Source organism: Amycolatopsis sp. NPDC051903, assembly GCF_044452505.1.
Classification (GTDB): Bacteria; Actinomycetota; Actinomycetes; order Mycobacteriales; family Pseudonocardiaceae; genus Amycolatopsis.
This window is the reverse complement of sequence record NZ_JBITBT010000013.1, coordinates 95,531-110,460: the sequence shown is the minus strand read 5'-3', so window position 1 is coordinate 110,460 and position 14,930 is coordinate 95,531. Positions and strand designations below refer to the sequence as shown.

14 protein-coding genes are annotated in these 14,930 nt (G+C 71.4%); 6 read left to right on the top strand and 8 right to left on the bottom strand.

All coding sequences use genetic code 11. From position 1 onward, the window contains the following. Positions 1-48 precede the first annotated feature (48 nt). Entirely contained in the window at positions 49-936 is an 888-nt protein-coding gene (locus ACIA77_RS26120) for an ion transporter (protein ID WP_395888596.1), read from the top strand. 203 nt (positions 937-1,139) lie between these two features. Here the strand turns inward: ACIA77_RS26120 and ACIA77_RS26115 are convergent, their stop codons facing one another. Then, complete coding sequence (locus ACIA77_RS26115) at positions 1,140-1,847, bottom strand: NUDIX hydrolase (RefSeq protein WP_395888595.1); 708 nt, start codon at positions 1,845-1,847, stop codon at positions 1,140-1,142. Positions 1,848-2,059: 212 nt separating this feature from the next. Here ACIA77_RS26115 and ACIA77_RS26110 point away from each other — a divergent pair, with 212 nt between their 5' ends. The 4 genes from ACIA77_RS26110 to ACIA77_RS26095 all read left to right on the top strand — a co-directional run bounded on the left by ACIA77_RS26110 (position 2,060) and on the right by ACIA77_RS26095 (position 9,242). Continuing rightward, positions 2,060-2,938, top strand: a complete 879-nt coding sequence (locus tag ACIA77_RS26110; RefSeq protein ID WP_395888594.1) for a purine phosphorylase — start codon at positions 2,060-2,062, stop codon at positions 2,936-2,938. Further along, a complete protein-coding gene (locus ACIA77_RS26105) occupies positions 2,935-5,106 on the top strand; it encodes a hypothetical protein (RefSeq protein WP_395888593.1) in 2,172 nt (723 codons plus the stop codon). Before ACIA77_RS26110 ends, ACIA77_RS26105 begins: the two co-directional genes overlap by 4 nt. 244 nt (positions 5,107-5,350) lie before the next feature. Then, positions 5,351-5,578: a hypothetical protein gene (locus ACIA77_RS26100; protein WP_395888592.1), complete on the top strand. Its 228-nt coding sequence runs from the start codon at positions 5,351-5,353 to the stop codon at positions 5,576-5,578. 121 nt (positions 5,579-5,699) lie between these two features. Continuing rightward, complete coding sequence (locus ACIA77_RS26095) at positions 5,700-9,242, top strand: trypsin-like peptidase domain-containing protein (RefSeq protein WP_395888591.1); 3,543 nt, start codon at positions 5,700-5,702, stop codon at positions 9,240-9,242. On the opposite strand, the gene ACIA77_RS26090 is transcribed toward ACIA77_RS26095, so the two are convergent. The 3 genes from ACIA77_RS26090 to ACIA77_RS26080 are packed head-to-tail and all read right to left on the bottom strand — an operon-like array spanning position 9,243 to position 10,552. Then, positions 9,243-9,578: a CU044_2847 family protein gene (locus ACIA77_RS26090; RefSeq protein WP_395888590.1), complete on the bottom strand. Its 336-nt coding sequence runs from the start codon at positions 9,576-9,578 to the stop codon at positions 9,243-9,245. Positions 9,579-9,599: 21 nt separating this feature from the next. Then, positions 9,600-10,031, bottom strand: a complete 432-nt coding sequence (locus ACIA77_RS26085; protein ID WP_395888589.1) for a cupin domain-containing protein — start codon at positions 10,029-10,031, stop codon at positions 9,600-9,602. After that, entirely contained in the window at positions 10,028-10,552 is a 525-nt protein-coding gene (locus ACIA77_RS26080; RefSeq protein WP_395888588.1) for a molybdenum cofactor biosysynthesis protein, read from the bottom strand. Before ACIA77_RS26080 ends, ACIA77_RS26085 begins: the two co-directional genes overlap by 4 nt. A 125-nt stretch (positions 10,553-10,677) precedes the next feature. Between ACIA77_RS26080 and ACIA77_RS26075 the strand changes: the two genes are divergently transcribed. Continuing rightward, complete coding sequence (locus ACIA77_RS26075; RefSeq protein WP_395888587.1) at positions 10,678-11,451, top strand: hypothetical protein; 774 nt, start codon at positions 10,678-10,680, stop codon at positions 11,449-11,451. Here the strand turns inward: ACIA77_RS26075 and ACIA77_RS26070 are convergent. From ACIA77_RS26070 to ACIA77_RS26055, 4 genes are all read right to left on the bottom strand, one after another. Further along, on the bottom strand, positions 11,420-11,656 hold the full coding sequence (locus tag ACIA77_RS26070; protein WP_395888586.1) for a hypothetical protein: 237 nt from the start codon (positions 11,654-11,656) through the stop codon (positions 11,420-11,422). The genes ACIA77_RS26075 and ACIA77_RS26070 overlap by 32 nt on opposite strands. Before the next feature lie 145 nt (positions 11,657-11,801). Further along, on the bottom strand, positions 11,802-13,154 hold the full coding sequence (locus ACIA77_RS26065) for a ricin-type beta-trefoil lectin domain protein (protein WP_395888585.1): 1,353 nt from the start codon (positions 13,152-13,154) through the stop codon (positions 11,802-11,804). 83 nt (positions 13,155-13,237) lie between these two features. After that, entirely contained in the window at positions 13,238-13,441 is a 204-nt protein-coding gene (locus tag ACIA77_RS26060) for a hypothetical protein (protein ID WP_395888584.1), read from the bottom strand. A gap of 97 nt (positions 13,442-13,538) precedes the next feature. Further along, complete coding sequence (locus ACIA77_RS26055) at positions 13,539-14,930, bottom strand: GH1 family beta-glucosidase (RefSeq protein ID WP_395888583.1); 1,392 nt, start codon at positions 14,928-14,930, stop codon at positions 13,539-13,541.

Below are 14,930 nucleotides of genomic sequence, written 5' to 3'. Positions count from 1 at the left end.
GCCGGCGTGCCATGATCGGGCGACGCGGCGTCGAGTCCTGGAGATGGCATGACCACCACCGGCCGGCGGGAGGCCGAGCTCAACAGCGGGATCCTCCCCGGCAACGTGCACGTGGACGACTGGGTGATGTTCGTGCTCGCGGTCGTCTCCGTCGGGGGCCTGGGGTACCTGCTGTTCGGTTCCCCGCCCCCGGCGGACGCCGGCGCGTGGTTCTTCCGCGCCGACTGCGTCGTCTGCGGGATCTTCCTGCTGGACTTCCTGTGGCGCTGGCGCAAGCGCGGCTGGGGCGGCGCGTTCCCGGCCCGCAACTGGTACGAGGTGTTCGCGATGATCCCCGTCGCGTACCCGCCGTTCGTGGCGCAGCACCACTTCCTCGTGACGGTGCTGCTGCTCATCCGCATCGGCCGCGCCGCCGACCGCGCGGTCGGCGAGCAGTTCACGTACCGGCTGGTGGACAAGCTGTCGGAGCCCATCGTCCGAGCCATCAAGAAGCCCGTGACGATCGCCGTGCTGGACGAGGTCGTGAAGGTTCTCGAGACCGGGAACTACCCGGAGAACCTCGCGAAGTCGTTGAACGAGAACAAAGTGGAACTGCGGGCGATCATCACGGAGAAGCTCGCCGCCGACCCGCAGCTCGGCCGGTTCAAGCGGCTCCCCTTCCACGACGAGATCGTTCGCACCGCCGTCGACGCTTCCTTCCGGGTACTGCTGGAGGTGCTGCTCGACCCCCGCATCGACGACTTCTTCTCCGCCGTCGTCCGCGAAAACCGCGAGCAGATCCGCCGGGCGGTGTCGCTGGGGCTCAACGAGGTGGACTCGTCGCCGGAGGAGGACCTGCTGCGGACCAGGCCCCAGCGGACGGCAGCGCACGAGTACGACCTGACGCATCCCCTGGCGCGGCGGGAACCGCCCGCGCCGCCCCTGAAACGGTGGTGACCGGCGGATCGGGTGCGGCGGTGTTCAGCGCGCACCCCGCGAGCGCGCCGCCCAGCACCGCTCCGGCGGCGAAAGCGAGCGAGACGGCGCGGACCGCGTAGCCGGCCGTGCAGTGGATCTCCATGTCGGCCTCATTTATGTCAAAGTGACGATTATGGGGTCCACGGTAGGCCGCCGTCCGATTAACGTCAAGATGACGAAAACTAAGAGCTGCGCAGCATCGCCGGGTGCAGGATCGTGGCCGGCCCGCGCCGGAACAGGGCGGCGGGCCGCCCGGCCTGCCCGGCCGCCCGGCCGCCGGTCGGGACGAGAAAACCGGGCACGCTCATGATCTTGCGGTGGAAGTTGCGCGGGTCGAGCGTCTCGCCCCAGACGATCTCGTAGACCTCCCGCAGGTCCGTCACGGTGAACTCGGGACTGCAGAACGCCGCCGCGAGCGTGGTGTACTCGAGTTTGCTGCGAGCGCGTTCCACCGCGTCGGCGATGATCTTCTTGTGGTCGAACGCGATCGCCGCGCGGGGGCGCAGCAGCTTGTCCACGGGCATCAGCACCGCCTCGCGCGCGTCGCCGCCGGCCGAGGGTTCCGGCAGGTTCGGTGAGAAGCCGACGTAGCACACGGTGATGACCCGGCGACGCGGATCGCGGCCCGGTGCGCCGTAGGTCCGCAGTTGCTCCAGGTGGAGGTCTTTCGCGCGCAGGCCGGTTTCTTCAAGCAGCTCGCGCTCCGCCGCGGTTTTGAGGTCTTCCTCGGTCGAGGCCAGGAATCCGCCGGGGAGTGCGAGCATTCCTTCGTACGGTGGAATTCCGCGTTTCACCAGCATGATCTGGAGTGCTCCGGCGTGCACCGTGAGCACCGCGAGGTCCACCGCGACGGCGACCTCCGGCATCGTCCAGCTGTCGTCGTCAGGCATCTTCGGCACGTCCCGCGTGGTCTAGGCGAGTGTCCATAGTGAACAGCCTAGCTCTCGCCGAAATATTCGTCGTATTGACGAGAATGACCGATTCCGGCTAGCCTGCAACTTGCAGTCGTCACCTCCCGCCGCCGCCCTCGTCCGACCGGGCAGCCGGCCACCCCGTGCTGTCCCGAAGGAATCGCCTTGACGGAACGAATCGGAGCGACCCCATGATCGTCATCCTCACCGCGCTGGAGATCGAACACGGCGCGGTCCGCGCCCGGGTGACCGGCGTCGAGCAGCACAGCCACCCGGCCGGCACGGTGTTCGACGTCGGCACGATCGACGACCGGCCCGAGTGCACCGTCGCGCTCGCGCTGACGGGCATGGGCAACCTGACGGCGGCCGCGCTGGCGGAACGCGCCGTCGCGCAGTTCTCCCCGGCGGCGCTCCTGTTCGTCGGCGTCGCGGGCAGCCTCCGCGAATGGCTCCGGCTCGGCGACGTGATCGTGGCGGACAAGGTGTACGCCTACCAGGGCGGGCGCATCGTCGACTCCGGCCTGCTGAGCCGGCCCCGGGCGTGGGAGCTGGCGCACCGCGCCGAGCAGGTCGCGCGCCTCGTCAGCCGCGCGGGCACGTGGAGCCGCAGCTTGCCCGCCGAAGGCCCGGGCAGCGTTCCCCGCGTCCACTTCGGACCGATCGCGGCCGGTGACGTCGTGCTCGACTCCGAGCTCTCGGACGTCGCGAAGTTGTTGCACCACAACTACAACGACGCCGTCGCGGTCGAGATGGAGAGCGCCGGGCTGGCCCTGGCCGGGCACCTCAACGGCAACATCCCCGCCGTCACCATCCGCGGCATCAGCGACCACGCGAGCGGCGACAAGGAGTTCACGGACGCCGAAGGCTGGCAAACCCCGGCCGCCCGCAACGCGGCCGCGTTCGCGGTCTCCCTGGCCGCCGCCCTCGACGACGGCACCGGCGCGGCCGAGCCCGTTGCCGCCGCGCCACCGGCCGCCGCACCGGTGAACGTCGCGAAGGACAACGCCACCGTGAGCCAGCAGATCGGGGTCAACCACGGCACCACGAACTTCGGCGGAGCGCGGGCGTGACCGTCCCCGGGCACCAGCCCGGCCCCGTCGCGCGGGACGAAGCGCAGGTACAGCAGCAGATCGGCGTCAACTACGGCCAGACCACGTTCCACCACAACGACACGTACTACGTCACCCAGGAGGATCCGCCCGAGCGGAAGTTCGCCGTCGCCCTCAACCACCTGCAGGGCGGCCTCGCGCGCAGCGCCGAGGAGATCTTCGCCGGCCTGGTGCGCAACGGGCACGTGAGCTCGAAACTCGCCTACTACTACGCGCTTTCCGTGCTCAGCGAGCGCTCGCTCAACGAAATGGGCGACGAGATGTACTCGCGCTACCAGGAGGCCAACCGCGTCGCGGTGCGGGTGAACGAGGACGAGTGGCGCTCGGCGCTCACCGTGGTGTCGGACCTGCTTTCGTGCGTGTGGCGGCAGGAGAGCGGCGAGGCGCTCGACCAGGCTGCGCTGCGGAAGGCGTACGACGGTTTCCACGCGCTCCCGGACACCCGGCAGGACGAGATCACCCGGCACCTGGACGCGGTCCTGGGCGGCGCGATCCAGGACACGCTCGACGTCTTCGACGCGCAGCGCGTCGGGCGGGCCCGCCTCGGCGGCGACCGCGTGAACCGCGCCTGGAAGTTCTTCGAGCCCGATCCCGCGCGACCGCGGTTCTTCGCCGTGCCGCCGGTCAGCGTCCCGGCGGCGACGTGGGTGCGGATCTGGCTGGGCGTCGCCGCGCTCGTCGTGGGAGTGGTGACCGCCCTGGCCTCGATCGGCTCGGGGAACACCGTGCTCGGGCTCGTTTCGCTGGTGGTCTTCGGCGCGGGGCTCGGCACCGCGCTGCGGTTCGGGCTCGCGCGCGAGATCGGCGCGCGGCAGCTCGCGTGGCTCGACGCCGAACGCGGGGCCACGGTGGTGAAGCAGGAGGCGGTGTCGCCCGGGCACTGGGTTTCCACGGACTTCGTCCAGCAGGTCCACGCGCAGGTCGACAGCCGGTTCAGCGAGGCGCGCCCGCACGTCGGGGGTGACTGGGCCACTGCCACGCTGGGCGTTCGCGAGTACCTCAAGTGGCGGTTCGTCACCCTCTACGGCAACGCCCAGGTCAAGGCTCCCCAGCTGGACTGGCTGATCCGCTGGCACGCCCGGCGGACCGCGCAGCGGTGGCGCGCGGGCACGATGTTCGACCACCGCTCCGAACTGGCGCCCTCGGCGCGCACGACCGCGCTGTTCCGCGTCGGCGCCGTCGCGGCGGTCGCCGGGTTCGTGGGGCTCGGGAGCTCGCAGGCCGGTTTCGTGGGATCCGCGGTTTTCGGCGCGCTCGGGGCGTTTCTCCTGTGGCGGGCGACGATCGAGGTGTTCGCCTCGCAGCAGCTGCGGGCCGATCAGGCGGAAGCGAGCCGGCAGTTGCTCGCCGACGAAGAACAGGGCTACGCCGAATGGCTCGCCGTGCTCGCCGACCGGCCCACGGACGCGGAGATGGCGGGCTGGCTCGATCTCGACAAGTCCCACCTCAGGGCTTCGGCCCTGCGCCGCGCGGCGCTGACCAACCGCGACGTGGTCGCCCACGTCGTCCTCACCGAGGGCGCGGGCGACGCACTGCGAGCGCGGGAGTTCCGCGGGCCGATGCGGTACTCGAAGTACGTGGTCCTCGTGTTCCTCCTGACCACGAGCGGGGTCCGGGAGATCGAGGTGGACCTCGACTTCCTCACCGGCGACGTCCACGACGAACGGCGGACGTCGTTCCGCTACGACGCGCTGGCGTCCGCCCGGGTGTCCGAGGTGGGGATCCGCTACGCGGACAAGAAGCGCTACCTCGTCCGGCCCGACGACGCCGGTCTGTACCTCGACAAGCACACGGTGCGCAAGCGGGCGTTCCGGCTGCGGCTGGTGGACGGCGAGGAGATCTCGGTGGTCGTCGAAACCTACCGGCGGCAGGTCGACGTCACCGAGCAGGAGGACGCGGCCGCTCTCAACCGCTTCGCCCTCGAGGCCGCCGGCGTCGTCGGCGCGCTGCACGTGCTCGAAGCCGTGGCCGCCGAGGGGCGGGACTGGATCGCGCGCGAGCAGGAGCGCCGCCGGCGGCGCTCGGACGACTGGCGCCGCGGGGCGCGGCCCCGGCTGCTCGGCGACGGTTTGCGTGATCCGTTCGGCGACGACGATCAGGACGGGCTCGAGGTGCCTGCGCCGCGGTGACCCGGGGGAGGGAAGCCCGGGGGCGGTCGTCCGGCCGCCCCCGGGTCTCGTCCGCGGCGGCGCGGCTGCCGTCAACCGCCGAACGCGTGGTGCACGCCGCGGCGAGGGGCCGGGCGGGCTGGAGTAGGGTGGAATTCCCGTTGTCGTTGCTGCACAAGGGTTGTGTTGGCGCGCGCACGGGGGTGTTCCGGTCGCATCCGAGGCAAGCTGGGGAGCGTCGCGAGCCGAATCGCGGGTTGGAGTCGTGAACGTGGTGGATAGCGGGCAGCAGGTGCAGGCGTGCCGACGGCAGGAGTGCGCCGAACCCTCCCTGTGGCGCGGCTTGTGCGCCGCGCACTGGAGCCGGTGGCAGAGCGGCGCCGACACCCTCGAACTCCCCGACGACGACGTGCCGCCGCCGCCCGCGCAGGTGTGGTGGCCGCCGCAGCGGCAGTCGCTGCCGTTGAGCAGCCGGGTGCTGCCGGGGTCCTGATCCCGCGGCGAGCCGGGTCCGTCACCACGGCCCGCGCTTGAGCGGCACCGGGTCCGCTCGCGGCTCGTCACCGACCGGCGCCCCGCGGCGGACGTGACCCGACGACCAGGAACCGAGGCCCATGCCCGAGGAGCGCGCCGATCTCGCCGGCGCGTTGCGCGCTGCCACCGTTGCGGTGCGCGTTCCCGGCACGAAGATCGCCGGCACCGGGTTCTTCGTCGCCCCCGGACTGGTGTTGACCTGCGCGCACGTGGTGACGGTGGACGGCGGACCGGTGCCGGTCGTGCTCGCGGACGACGCCGAGGGCGGCGAGTTCGAGGTCGTGCTCAGCAGCTACGTGCACGACGGCGCCGCCGGTGCCGACCTGGTTCTGCTCAGGGCGCCGGCCGCGCGGACCGGCTCGCCGGTGCTGCTGTCCGCGGCCACGGCGCCCGGTGACGAGCTGTGGGCGTTCGGGTGCCCGGACGGCAACTACCGGGCGGGCGAACCCGTCGCGCTGTCGCTCGACGGCACGTCGGCGCACGTCGCCGGTCCCGCGTTGCTCAAGGCCACTCACGGCCGGATCCAGCCGGGCATGAGCGGCGCTCCGGTGCTGAACTGGCGGACCGGTGCCGTCTGCGGGGTGGTCCGCTACCGCGACCGCCGCACCGACGACACGGCGCGGTTCGTGCCCGTGGAAACGATCTTCGCCACCTACCCCGAACTGGCCACCTTCGCGGCCGCCGACGTGAAGCACTGGCTGGATCTCGCGACGGACGCGCAACTCGCGAGCGCCGGCGTGCCGTACCCGGGGCCGAAGCTGCGCCGGTACTTGCGCGCCGCGAGCGCCGCCGACGAGAACCACCCGTACGCCGGGCTGCTGGAGGTCCGGCCCCCGTTGTCGAAGGTCTACCTGCGCCAGCACCTCAGCGGTGGGGAAGCCCCTCGCGCCGAGGCGGGCGAGCTCGTCAGCCGGTACGCCGGCCTCCAGATCTTCGGCGGTCCCGGCGCCGGCAAGTCCAGTCTGGCCCGGCACCTCACGGCCGTCGCGGCGCGGCGCTGGCTCGATGAAGGCCGCGGGGACCACGTGCCGATCCTCGTCCCGGCCGAAGCTCTGTCACGCTTCGGCGGTGGCCTCGCCGACCTCCTCGCGGAAGGCGTCGTCCGCGTCCTGCACACCGATCTCGACCGCGCGACGCTGGTGTCGCTGTTCTCCGAACCCCCGTTCCCCGGCGGCGACTGGCTCGTCTTCGTGGACGGCGTCGACGAGGTGATCGACCCCGCCGCCCGGGGCGCGGTGCTGGCGAAGATCGCCCGCCACCGCAGCGAAGGCCGCTACCGGTTCGCGCTGACGACCCGGCCGTTGCCGGAGCACCTGGTGGCGAAGGTGGCCGCCGACGGCAGTTTCCCGACCTTCACCATCGAACCCTTCGGAGAGCACGAACTCGGCGGGTTCGCCGTGAACTGGTTCTCCCAGCTGGATCTTCCGGATCCGGCGGCGGCGAGCGAGCAATTCCGCCGGCGCATCGCCGACGCCGGTATCGGCCACCTCGCCACCATCCCGCTGATCGCGACGATGATGTGCATCCTCTTCGCGGCCCAGCCCGACCGGCGGCTGCCGGGCAACCGGGCCGAGCTGTACGGGCAGTTCATCGAACACCTGCTGGTCAAGCGGAAGCTCGGCGAAGTCCGTGAGCACCTCGTGCGCTGGACGAAACGCAGCGGGCCCCAAGCCGAATCGGCCGCCGAGGAACTGCTGGAGCGGACGCCGGAGCTCCTGGAAACCGTGGCGTACGAGGAGTACGCGGCCTCCGCCGAGGTCGGTGGCCCTGGCTACCGGCTCGACCCCGTCGCGGTGCTCGCCCGCCACGTGACCCAGCCCGCGAACATGAGCCGGGCCGAGTGGGACGAGGTGCTGCGCGAGGTCCTGCGCAGCTGCGGCCTGTTCGTGGAACACCGGGGCCGCTTCGCGTTCATCCACCAGACCCTCCAGGAGTACCTCGCGGCGGCCCACCTCGCTCGCCACCACCCGGACCCGCGCCGGCTTTCCGCCCGCAGACAGGTGGCGCCCCAGGACTGGCCCTGGCGCGGGCTGGAGGTGAAGGTCTTCCTGGCCGGGCTCTGGGCCGCCCGGGGCCGCGACCTCGAACGGCTCCTCATGCGGCTGCTCAACCGGCGCAACCGCGACCAGAACTACCGCTACCTCGTCGAATTGCACCGCCAGCAGGTCGAGCTCCCGGCGAAAGTCGCCGTGAAGCTCCGTGCTCTGCTGGCGCAGTGGGTCGCCGACGACAACCTCACCGACGACCAGTGGCGGCCGGCCGTCGACGCGTTCGTCCGGCTCGATCCGACGCTCGCCGTCGCCGCGCTCCGCGAGTCCGCGGGCCCGGGGCACCGGTCGCAGCGTCGCCTCGACGCCGCGCTGCTCCTGGCCGAGTTCCAGCCACAGCAAGCCTTCCAGGCCTTGGGCGAGTCGGCTCGTGATCGTGAGCTGAACGGTGCCGAGCGCCTCCGCGCGGCCAAGGCCCTGCTGGAGCGTGCTCCGCAGCTCGGGGCAGCTGCCCTCACCAGCATCGGCCGCTCGGCCGAGGCCGACGAGCAGCGCGTCGACGCGGCGCTGGTCCTGGCGAAGCGGGACGCCGGCCGGGCGACGGAGCTGCTCGTCTCGATCGCGCAGGACCGCGCGGCTTCGGATCTCGTCCGGCTGAGCGCGGGCCGGTTGCTGGAGCCCCGGGCGCGGTCGGTCGTGCTCGCGGAGCTCGCCGCCGACCACTCGGTGACCGGCGTGATCCGGCTCGAGGCAGCCGCGGAGCTCGACGCCCGGGGTGACGCCGCCGGAACGGCCCTGCTCGTCGAGCTCGCGGGTGGTTCCGGCATCGGGGCACAGCTACGGCTGCAAGCAGCCGAGGCGCTGGCACAAACCGGATACCACGGCGTCGTCGACGTGTTCCGCGCGATCGCGTTCACGAAGCGCGCTTCCGAGGAGGTGCGGGCCGCCGCAGCCGAAGCGGCGGTGGCGATCGACCCGGCCGCGGTCCGCTGGCAGCTCGATCTCGTCGCCGATCCCAGCATGGGCGACGCCCGGATCTCGACCGCGTTGTCCGCGGGCGTCCTCGAGCCGAAGGCGGCTGCTGATGCGTTGGTCCGGTTGCTGCAGCCGTACGACACCGACACCGAATTCCTCATCCAGGCCGCGACGACGGCCGCGGAACTCGATCGCGAAACCGGACTCGCCGCCCTGTGGCGGGTTCTGCGCGAGACTGATCGATCCTGGCTGAGGCTCAAAGCGGCGCGGGCGATCGACGCCGTCGACGACGTCGAAGGCCTGGCCGCATTCGCCGAACTCAGCGACTCGCACCGGACTAATTTGTCCGTCCAGGTGGCGGCCGCCCAGGAGCTGTGGCTTCGGCTGCCGGATGCCGGTCGGCAGCGGCTCGTGAGCATCTTCGCCTGGTCTCACAGCGGTCTCGGCGGTCAAATCGCCAGTGCCGCAGCGATCGCCGAACGGGACCGGACACTCGGCATCATGCTCCTGCGCGAGATCGCGCTGAACAGTTCTGTCCAGCCCAAACAGAGACTCGAGGCGGCGAAACGGATCGCGTATTTCAGTGCCGCCGACGCCGATGCGGTTCGCAGACGACTCGCGAACGACGACGCTGTCGCGAAGTACCTGGACAGCCGCTGATCAGCTCTTCTCGGGCTGCCACTCCAACGTCACCTTGAGATTGGCCTTCGCCGTCCCCTTCACGAGGATCGCGGTGAGCTTGCCGCTCTCCAGGCCGACCTCGCACCCGAACTCGACGGCCACCTTGCTGGGCTTGACCTTCGTCAGCCCCGAGGTCACGGCTTCGGTGACCGACTGCGTCAGCGACGTGAGGTGGTCCGTGAACTCGCCGAACGCGAACAGCCGTGAAGCGACTTCCTCGTCTTGCTCACCGACGAGTTCGACCTCCGCGTACATCGGGCGGCCCTCGACCTCCACCGGAACGTATTCGCGGCGCGGCGAAGCGTAGTCGTCCATGGCGCCGAAGCCTAGGGGAGATCAGTCCCCGGCGGGGATCTCGACCTCCGCCCACAGGCTGGGCAGGTTCACGACGATCCCCTCCTGGCTGCTGCGCGCGATGATCACCACGGCGTCCTCGCCGGTCGGGTTCTCCTCGCGGTGCGGGACGTACGGGGGCACGAACACGTAGTCGCCCGGGGAGGTTTCCAGGCGGACCTCCGAGTCGCCGTCCGCGAAGACGAAAACGGGGTGCCCGGACTGCACGTAGATGGCCGTCTCGGCGTGGCCGTGGTGGTGGTCGCCGGAGTTGGTGTGCGGGGTGACGTGCGTTTCCCCCATCCACACCTTCTGCGAGCCCACCGTTTTGCCCGAGATCGCCTCGTAGCGGCGCATCCCGCTGGTCTGGGTGGTGTCGCCGGTCAACGAGCCGCCGCGGATGTGCCGCAGGGGCTGGTGCCACTGGTCCGTCATCGAGCCTCCACGAGTTCCAGCACGGTCAACTCCGCCGGGCCGAGCCGCAGCACGCCGTCGTCCAGCGGGACGCAGCGGACGCCGCCGCGGCCGCGCAGGCCGCGGAAGGCGCCGGGCGCCACGGAAACGTCCATCCACGCGCACGGGTTCGCCGGCCGCCGGGCGCGGAAGCGCACCGGGCCGTCGCCGCTGTCGAGGGAGAAGACCGCGCCCGGGCGCTCGCGCGTGGCGGCGAGGTCGTCGACGCGGAAGCCGCGCAGCACGATGTTGCGCCGCGTTCGCAGCGGGTCCGGCGAGCCGAACGCGTCGAGCGCCGCCGCGTCGAACACGGTCACCGCGGCGTCGCGGTGTGCGCGGTGGTTGAAGTAGCGGTCGCCGACCAGGCCGAGGCCCGCCCGCACCTCCACGCACGGCTGCGAAACCCACGCCGGATCGGGCCGCGGGCCGTCCGAGGGCCGCCCTTCGAACGCGTGCACCGGCGAGACGAGCAGCGAAACGATCTCCACCGGCGTGCTTTCCACACCACGACCCTACCGGCGCCGGGGGTTTTCGGCCGCGAGCCGGGCCCGGTGAAAAACGGCGATCCGGACATCGAACGGCCAACGGTGGTAGCGTCTTTTCCCCTCCCACGCGAGGGGAGACCGCCGTGGACTGGTACGACCGCGTCTTCGTGGACACCGGCCGCGCCGCCGCGATGTGGGCGCTCGCCGGTTTCCTCGTCACGTTCGTCGTCGTGCGCGGCATCACCCGCCGGATCCGCACGAAGCGCCGCAAGCCCACGGGCAAGCGCGGGCTGCTCGGCGACATCCACATCGGCGGCGTCCACGTGCACCACCAGGTGTGGGGCATCCTGCTGGTGCTCGTGGTCGGGCTGCTCGAGTTCCGCTACAACCCGGCCGCGCCCTGGCGCGAGGTCCTCGCCGCGCTGTTCGGCACGGGTGCCGCGCTCGTGCTCGACGAATTCGCCCTCTGGTTCCACCTCGACGACGTCTACTGGGCCCGGCGCGGCCGCAAGTCCATCGACGCCGTGCTCGTCGGCGGCGCGCTCGGGGGCCTGCTGCTGCTCGAAGCGTCACCCATCGGCGAGACGCGCGGCGAGTCGGCGATGTGGTCGTACTTGCTGGGGGTGGGGGTGCACCTGCTGACCGCACTCGTCTGCCTGCTCAAGGGCAAGCTCGCGACCGGGGTGCTGGGGGTCGTCGTGCCGGTCATCGCGCTCGTGGGCGCGGTGCGGCTGGCGAAACCCGACTCGCTGTGGGCGCGCCGCCGCTACGCCGGGCGCAAGCTCGACCGGGCGCACCGGCGGTTCGGCGCCGGTTACACCGCGCGCCACAACCGCCTGCGGGACCTGTTCGGGGGCACCCCCGAAGAACCGGAGACCGAGTCCGTCAGCGAGAGTGAGGGATCCGGCCACCGGTGAGCATCCGCTGCAGCCGCGCCCGCGCCATGCGGTGCAGCATCTCGCCGAGTTCCTCCGGCGCGATCCGGCCTTCGAGGTCGGCGCGCGTCGCGCGGACCACGTGGGCGACCGCCGTGGCGGGCAGCCGCCCCGAGAACTCCCCGGTCAGCCACTCCGTGACTGCCCCGACCGCGTCCTCCACTCCCCGGTGGCAATGAACGGTCATCGCGTGCCTCTTTCCGCTCGTGGTGGGCCCCGACGTGAGTCCGACGGCCGGCCCCGCGAGCCATGACGGCAAACGCGCGAAGAAAACCGGTGGGGAGCAAGGAAAAAGCTCCCCACCGGCCGGGTGGATCCGGTGAATCAGCGCCCTAGAACGTCCACGCCTGGTTCGCCGCTCCCGTGCACGTCCAGATCTGCAGCTGCGTCCCGTCGGCCGAGCTGGGCCCGGTCGCGTCGAGGCACTTGCCGGAGCCGGTGTTCACGAGCTGGTTGGCCGAGGTGTGGGTCCACTGCTGCGCGGCCGTGCCGTTGCAGTCGTAGAGCTGCACCTTCGTGCCGCTGGCGGTGCCGGCCGCGGCGACGTCCATGCACTTGCCGAGCGCCTGCAGCGTGCCGCCGGTGGCCGTCCACTGCTGCGCGTTGGTGCCGTTGCAGGTGTAGAGGTCGATCTTGGTGCCGTTGGCGCTGTCGGCGCCCGCGACGTCCACGCACTTGCCGCCGTAACCCGTGATCTGCGTGCCGCCGGTCGGGGGCGGGGTGGAGCCGCCGCCTCCGGTGATGGCGTTGAAGATCCGCGAATACGCGTAACCCGTGGCCCGGTCGTAGTCGTGGACCTCCCAGAACGAGAGCTCCTGCACCCCGTTCTGCGCGGCGAAGGACTCCAGCTGCTGCGCGTCGGACTGGCTGAACTGCGCGCCGTCGTCGTTGCGGCCGGCGATCGGGGTCAGGCCCATCTTCGCGTAGGCCTGGGCGGTGGAGATGTGGAACGCCCCGGCGATCTGGCCGACGGCCGCGCGCGCCGACGCGAGCGCGTCGCCCAGTACGGGCTGGCCGTCGTAGAAGTCCATCACCATCAGGTTCACGACGCTGACCTTCACGCCCTTGGCGTACGCGTCGTTGAGGATGCCCATCTGCAGGCTGCCCAGGCCGCTCGGGTCGACCGCGAGGGTGTAGTCGACCTGGACGTTCGGGTTCTGCTGCTGCAGCGCCGCGAGCGCCGAGTTGCGGCGCTGGTTCGCGGCGGTGTCCTTGATGGTGTCCTCCTCGATGTCGAAGTCGAGGCGGTTGGTGCCGTAGGTGTTGACCACGTTGGCGTACGCCGAGGTGAGGCTCGACGTGTTCGTGCACGTCTGCGCGATCTCACCGCCCGCCGCGCCGCCGAACGACGGGATCACGTTGCCGCCCGCCGCCTGCAGCGCGCTGATCTGCGACTTGAACGAGCCGACGCCCGTCCCGTTCGCCTCCCACAGCTGGTTGCAGCCCGAGGACGGGGTGAGGAACGCCAGGGTGAAGAACTTGGTACCGGTCGCGTTCAGGTCGGCGGCCATGTCGCCGATGTCGGAGTCGCTGACCTGCAGGTACGGGGCCGAGTAGTGGGCGGGGAACGCCGCGCCCGCGGCCGGGGCGGCCTCGCTCGCGGCGGGGCTGACGGTGGCGAGCGCGACGCCGGCGAGCACGGGAAGTGCCGCGGCGGCGAGGGCTCTGAGTTTCGAAACGCGCATTCCGTGAACTCCAGAGGGGACGGGGAGGGAGAATTCCGCGCACGATTCATCGCGTCCCGGCGAATTCGAGAAAACGGCAGGACTCAATATTGGGAGGCAATTCCGGAGAAACGGTGGGGGACCGAATTGCCGACCACTTCGTGCGTGGTGTGAAGAAAGTTATACCGGTCACCCTCAGGGTTGGCAACGGGCTCACGAGCGATCACAGCAGGTGGCGGCGTTGTCCTGTCGGACAGGTTCAGACCAGTAAAGGCCAGTGGTCGCCCGGCGTTCACGACGGTGAACACCGGGCGACCGTTTTGTCCGGTAGGTCGAGCTACGGATGTGCCGCTGAATGGCGCGTTGCGCTTTCCGGGTGATCCGCGATTGTTCGCGCGAACGGGCTCACGTCAGCGCGTTGCGCGCGATCACTTCGGCGTACCAGTGCGCGCTGCGTTTCGGCGTCCGCTGCTGCGTCGCGTAATCAACGTGGACGAGCCCGAAGCGCTTGGCGTAGCCCTCGGCCCACTCGAAGTTGTCCAGCAGCGACCAGTAGAAGTACCCGCGCAGGTCGACGCCGCCGGTCACCGCGTCGAGCGCCGCGCGCAGGTGCGCGTCGAGGAACGCGACGCGGTCCGTGTCGGCGATCTCGCCGGCGCGCAGCACGTCGGGGTAGGCGGCGCCGTTCTCCGTGACGTACAGCGGCACCGGCCGGTAGCCGCGGTGGACCTGCAGCAGCGACGCGGTGAGCCCGGCCGGCTGCACCTCCCAGCCCGAGTCCGTGCGCGGGGCCGCGGGATCGGGCACGAAGTGCACCGCGCCGGCACCCAGCCACTCGCCGCCGGCCGGGGTGCTGCCCGGCACGGGTGAGCCGGCCACGCGGTAGTCGCGGTAGTAGTTCACGCCGAGCCAGTCGACCGGCGCGGCGATCACGTCCTCGTCGCCGGGGAGCACGACGTCGGCGAAACCGAACGGCTCGAGGTCCGCCACCACGTCGGCGGGGTAGCCGCCGCGCAGCACCGGGTCGAGGAACAGCCGGTTCTGCTGCCCGTCGATCCGCCGGGCCGCGTCGACGTCGGCCGGTGCGTCCGACGCCGGCGTGACCGGGTACAGGTTGAGCGTGATCCCGGCCGGTACGCGCGGGGCGTCGCGGCGCAGCACGTCCATCGCGAGGCCGTGGCCGAGCAGCAGGTGGTGCGCGGCCGCCGCGGCGGCGACCGGGTCGGTGCGGCCCGGCGCGTGGATCCCCTTGCCGTAGCCCAGCATCGCGGCGCACCACGGTTCGTTGAGCGTCGACCAGCTCGCCACCCGGTCGCCGAGCACGCCCACGATCGTCTCCGCGTACTCGGCGAAGCGGTACGCCGTGTCGCGGGCCGTCCAGCCGCCGAGGTCTTCGAGCCGTTGCGGCAGGTCCCAGTGGTACAGCGTGGCCCACGGCTGGATCCCGGCGGCCAGCAGCGAGTCGACGAGCCGGTCGTAGAACGCGATCCCGCGCACGTTCGGCAGCCCGCCCGGCTGGATCCGGGGCCACGCCAGGGAAAACCGGTACGCGCCGAGCCCGAGCGAGCGCATCAGCGCGACGTCCCCGTCCGCACGCCGGTAGTGGTCGGCCGCCGGTTCGCCCGTGTCCCCGCCGACGACCGCACCCGGCCGCGCGGCGAAGGTGTCCCACACGGACGGTTCGCGGCCGTCCACTGTGGTCGCCCCCTCGACCTGGAACGCCGCCGTGGCGGCACCCCAGACGAACCCGGGCGGGAACGCGAGCCCGGTCCGGGCGGGCAGTGGTTCAGCGGACAT

Excerpts from the sequence above, each read along its gene's own strand:
- ACIA77_RS26120 (WP_395888596.1), top strand. The coding sequence starts at position 49 with ATGACCACCACCGGCCGGCGGGAGGCCGAGCTCAACAGCGGGATCCTC.
- ACIA77_RS26115 (WP_395888595.1), bottom strand. The coding sequence starts at position 1,847 with ATGCCTGACGACGACAGCTGGACGATGCCGGAGGTCGCCGTCGCGGTG.
- ACIA77_RS26110 (WP_395888594.1), top strand. The coding sequence starts at position 2,060 with ATGATCGTCATCCTCACCGCGCTGGAGATCGAACACGGCGCGGTCCGC.
- ACIA77_RS26095 (WP_395888591.1), top strand. The coding sequence starts at position 5,700 with ATGCCCGAGGAGCGCGCCGATCTCGCCGGCGCGTTGCGCGCTGCCACC.
- ACIA77_RS26090 (WP_395888590.1), bottom strand. The coding sequence starts at position 9,578 with ATGGACGACTACGCTTCGCCGCGCCGCGAATACGTTCCGGTGGAGGTC.
- ACIA77_RS26085 (WP_395888589.1), bottom strand. The coding sequence starts at position 10,031 with ATGACGGACCAGTGGCACCAGCCCCTGCGGCACATCCGCGGCGGCTCG.
- ACIA77_RS26070 (WP_395888586.1), bottom strand. The coding sequence starts at position 11,656 with ATGACCGTTCATTGCCACCGGGGAGTGGAGGACGCGGTCGGGGCAGTC.
- ACIA77_RS26065 (WP_395888585.1), bottom strand. The coding sequence starts at position 13,154 with ATGCGCGTTTCGAAACTCAGAGCCCTCGCCGCCGCGGCACTTCCCGTG.
- ACIA77_RS26055 (WP_395888583.1), bottom strand. The coding sequence starts at position 14,930 with ATGTCCGCTGAACCACTGCCCGCCCGGACCGGGCTCGCGTTCCCGCCC.